General features: G+C 49.6%; 3 protein-coding genes and 1 pseudogene. 3 read left to right on the top strand and 1 reads right to left on the bottom strand.

What is annotated here, in order from left to right; genetic code table 11:
* Positions 1-73: 73 nt before the first annotated feature.
* From ACQ4M4_RS28640 to ACQ4M4_RS28630, 3 genes are all read left to right on the top strand, one after another.
* The gene (locus ACQ4M4_RS28640) at positions 74-1,555 is read left to right on the top strand and encodes a TonB-dependent siderophore receptor (RefSeq protein ID WP_430687877.1); all 1,482 of its coding nucleotides are present in this window, start codon (positions 74-76) and stop codon (positions 1,553-1,555) included.
* 214 nt (positions 1,556-1,769) lie between these two features.
* Positions 1,770-2,846, top strand: a complete 1,077-nt coding sequence (locus ACQ4M4_RS28635; RefSeq protein ID WP_430687876.1) for an ABC transporter substrate-binding protein — start codon at positions 1,770-1,772, stop codon at positions 2,844-2,846.
* 125 nt (positions 2,847-2,971) lie between these two features.
* Entirely contained in the window at positions 2,972-4,285 is a 1,314-nt protein-coding gene (locus ACQ4M4_RS28630; protein ID WP_430687875.1) for an MFS transporter, read from the top strand.
* A 92-nt stretch (positions 4,286-4,377) separates the two neighbouring features.
* Here the strand turns inward: ACQ4M4_RS28630 and ACQ4M4_RS28625 are convergent.
* A pseudogene (locus tag ACQ4M4_RS28625) lies at positions 4,378-4,489 on the bottom strand (IS982 family transposase); the annotation flags it as partial.

Below are 4,489 nucleotides of genomic sequence, written 5' to 3'. Positions count from 1 at the left end.
CATCGGCAAGCTCGTGCAAGGTTTTTGAGAGGTTTTACACTTTTTCTTTGCACTTTAGCAGACTTGATCTCGCTTGAAAACTAGGCACTGTAAACCTTTGCTGCTTTTTTCAGCAAACCCTACCTATGAACGAGTTTTTGTGGCTCCCGTTCTGGCCTGGGATATAAGCGATCGCACAACGCTTTCTCTATCGCTGGAGTATTTAGATGACCAAGCTCCGTTTGATACAGGTTTGGTTGCCATTGGCGATCGCGTTGCGGATATCCCTCCTGATCGAAGTGTGAATGAACCCGATGATTTCCGTCAGACGGAGTCGTTGACGGTTGGGTATAACCTGGAACATCAGTTTAATGAAGATTGGACATTACGCAATGCCTTTCGTTACGTTGCCCAAGACTACAACATACAAACCTTTCTCCCGTTCTCAGTAGATGATGCCACAGGCATTGTCACTCGTTACCCTGCCGATCGTCGCTACCGATCCGATGATTACTCCTTGCAAACCAGTGTCGTCGGAGAATTTGCCACAGGAACCATTGATCACACCCTCTTGGTGGGGGTCGATTTCAACCTCAATCGGTTTGACGAAGCCTTTACCCGGGTTGACTTTTCTTCTCCATCCCCGCTCAATATCTTTGATCCGGAGTATGGCTTTCCTCGACCCGACCTGAGTGGGCTCACGCCCTTCACCCCATTTGATACGGAATACGATCGCCTGGGTGTTTTCTTGCAAGACCAAATTGCCATTGGCGATCGCATTACGCTAGTTGGTGGGCTGCGGTATGACAGCGTCATCTTCCGAAATGTTGCAGAAGATACGAGACGTGCCGATACAGCGTGGTCTCCGCGTTTCGGCGTGGTGTATCGCCCCGTCGACAATGTATCCCTCTACGCCAGCTATGCCCAATCCTTTGTTCCAATATCTGCACAAGGGGTGGATGGTGACTTTTTAGAACCCGAAACCTCAGAAGGATTTGAGGTTGGCGTTAAAACAGAATTATTAGACGGCAATTTGTTGGCCACGTTAGCCTTTTTTGACATCACCAAACGCAATGTGGCAACGGTGGTTGATCCCCTAACGGGAGCATCCGCCGCAACTGGCGCCCAGCGCAGCCAGGGAATTGAGCTGGATGTTGTGGGCGAAATTTCACCGGGCTGGAATGTCATTGGCTTTTATGCCTACACCGATGCCAGGGTAACGGAAGATAATGTCATCCCGATTGGCAATCGTTTGGTCAACGCGCCCAGGCATAGTGCAGGATTGTGGTCTACCTACACCATTCAATCTGGAGATTTACAAGGATTGGGGGTTGGCTTGGGGGTCAACTATGTCAGCAATCGTTTGGGAAATCTCAACAATGATTTTGAATTGGGTGATTATTTCCTCACCAATGCAGCCCTGTTCTACCGTCGGGATAACTGGCGATTTGCACTGAATGTGAATAATCTATTTGATGTGGATTACATCACCAGTGCAACTGGTTTTAATCGCAATACAGGCATTAGACCGGGGAGTCCTCGAGCGATCGTCGGCTCAATTTCAGTCAGCTTTTGAAAGCTAGCAACTTCCAAAATGGTTCGGATATTGGGGATGGGGGCTGTGCCCTGCACTTCGTTCTACAGCGATCGCAAAGTTGGTTGAACCAAACCATGTTCAAGCATCCGGCTAGGTGATGAGTCTCAGGTGTGAGGCTCATCACCTAGCGCATCAACCGCGATCGCCCCAGTCACTCCAGCGATACGACAGAGCATTTTCAGGTTTCACACCCATGGCTCAACAGAACCCAATTCAAGGCCCAATTCAACGTTTATTCATCACCTTGCTCATGGCAGGGGTGATGAGTGCTTGTGGTGCGATCGCTCCGTCAGGAGATCATTCAACCCCCAGGCTCGATACGCCGGGTGATACATCAACGGACTGCCGCACAATTGATCATCAAAAAGGGCAAACCGAAGTTTGTGGACAGCCAAAACGGGTTGTGGTGTTAGGGCCAAATCTGCTGGAACTGTTGCTCGTTCTAGACATTCAGCCCGTTGGCTTTGCCGACCACATTCAGTTTCACACCCAAGACTATGACAATCCCGCCCAACAAATTCCCTATTTGGGCGATCGCATTACAACCCGTCCTATCAATGTAGGGCTGAACTACACGCCCAATCTAGAATCTCTGGTGAGAAGCCAACCCGATTTAATTCTTGGCCCGAGTTTCTTAAACGATGGTCAATATGCAGCCCTCTCTCAAATTGCCCCAACTTTACTGCTCGACTGGTTTGATACCGAGAATAACCTGAGAGCGATCGCCACAGCATTCAATCAAACTGCACAGGCGGAAGCAAGCTTAAACCAAATGCAGAAAACCATAGACCAGGCACGGCAACGCCTTGCCCCAGTTGTGGCGGCCCATCCCAAGGTATTGATGATGTCTTCAACAGATATGAGTGAAGTTCGGTTGTTTACTCCGCAAGAAAATTACTGTGCTGCTTTAGTCGAGGATTTGGGGTTTCAGCTGGTTTATCCACCCAATATCGATCCCGCCAACCTGCAATCCTCTCTGCCAATTTCTCTAGAGCAAATTCCCCAAATGAACCAGGCAGACTGGGTGATGTTGTTTGGGGTTGATTTTGCTGCTCTGGGCAGTGCAACCGATCCCAGCAGCTTTCAGCAACACCAATTAACCCGCTTTCAACAGGCATGGAAAAAGAGTGCGATCGCTCAATCTTTAGATGCCAGTAAAGCGGGGCAAGTTACTTTCATTCCGGCCTATGTCTGTTTAGGGTTACCAGGGCCAATCGGCACGGAACTCTATCTCAATGAACTTCAAAGGCAATTACTGCCACCTGACTAAATTAGGGCTTACGCATGTTCCCCCAATCTAGCCACCAAATCTAGTCTGTTTTTGTTGGGGGGGGTGCTTCTCATCCCACATACAACAAAAATGCGTAAGTCCAGTAAAACTGACTTTATGTAGCTGTGCGTATCTTTATCATTCTCTGGCTGGGTCAGCTTGTATCTTCCGTCGGCAGCAGCATGACTTATTTTGCGCTCACCCTTTGGGTCTGGCAGCAAACTGAGTCAGCCACTGCGATCGCGCTGATCCTGGTGTTTTATCAACTTCCACAAATTGCCATATCTTTGTTTTCTGGTATCCTCGTCGATCGAATTTCTCGCAAACGATTGCTCATCTTTAGCGATATTGCCGCAGCGGGTTGCACCATTGCAGTTGGAATCTTAGCCGCATTCCAAGCATTACAACTTTGGCATATTTATCTCATTGCGGCTATCATTGGTTGCTTTGGAAATATTCAATCCCTCACCTATTCCACGCTAGTTCCCTTAATCGTATCCAAGCAGCATCATGCTCGTGCCAGTAGCTTGGGTACGATAGTGAGCTATGCTGCTGGAATTCTCTCTCCGGCCCTTGCCGGTTTGCTGTATCCCAGGGTCGGGCTATTGGGCATTACAGCTGTTGATATGGGGACATTTGCGATCGCTATGGTAACGCTGTTTCTAGTGCCCATCCCACAAACAACACGCCGGTTACAACCAAGCCCTGACTCACCACAACCCCAAAATCCCTGGCAAGAGGCAACCTTTGGGTTTCGATATATTGCCGCCCAGCCCAGTTTGCTGGCCATGGTAGTTGTAATGTCTTCCTTTGCGTTTCTCCATCAAATGGGGGAAGTCCTGTATCAACCCATGATTCTGGCCAGAACAGGGGGCAATGCGCAAACTTTGGGGCTTGTCGTCGCCGCATCCGGGATCGGAGGAGTCATTGGTGCGATCGCACTCAGTATTTGGGGTGGCTTCCGTCACCGCATCTCAGGTATGATTGTTGGCTTTATTGGCATGGGCGTGAGTGAACTAGCACTGGGACTAGGACGCGGAATTGGAATATGGGCGATCGCCCGGTTTACCACCTCCCTGCACAGTCCCCTCATCTTTAGCTCCTACATGGCCGTATGGTATGCCAAAGTTCCGCCCAATTTTCAAGGACGAGTCTTTGCAGCCGATTACCTGATTGGCATCGTTATTGAAGCCTCAGCCGGAATCAGTGCCGGGCTCCTGGCAGATCAAGTTTTTGAACCCGCCCTGCGAGCCGAAGGATGGCTAACAACCACTGTTGGAACTGTAATTGGCACAGGCGCTGGCAGCGGTATTGCCCTTTTGTACGCCATAAATGCAGTTGGTATCATCATGATTGGCTTGGTCAGCAGCCGGGTCAAGCGATTCCAAGATGCTGAGGCATTGATCCCTGATCCTGAGGTGGATGAAGGGCTAATGTAATTGATATGATGCAGCTCAATATTGCCCGATGTCGACATTATCATTCATATTGCGACTGTTCGGGAAAAGTCCTCTCGTAACCTCAGTTATGGTTAAGCCGCAGGAGACAAAGCCCAATCTAATCTCAGAGCAGGCTTCTTCGGCTGGTGGCAATAGGCAATCAGCCCACACAGGATGTTGGCGAAGCAATTGACCGGACTGCGG

It is taken from the genome of Leptolyngbya sp. AN02str, assembly GCF_050565595.1.
In the GTDB taxonomy this organism is placed as follows: Bacteria; Cyanobacteriota; Cyanobacteriia; order Elainellales; family Elainellaceae; genus Kaiparowitsia.
Note: the sequence above shows the minus strand (reverse complement) of the source record. Positions and strands in the feature narration are given on the sequence as shown.

Excerpts from the sequence above, each read along its gene's own strand:
- ACQ4M4_RS28635 (WP_430687876.1), top strand. The coding sequence starts at position 1,770 with ATGGCTCAACAGAACCCAATTCAAGGCCCAATTCAACGTTTATTCATC.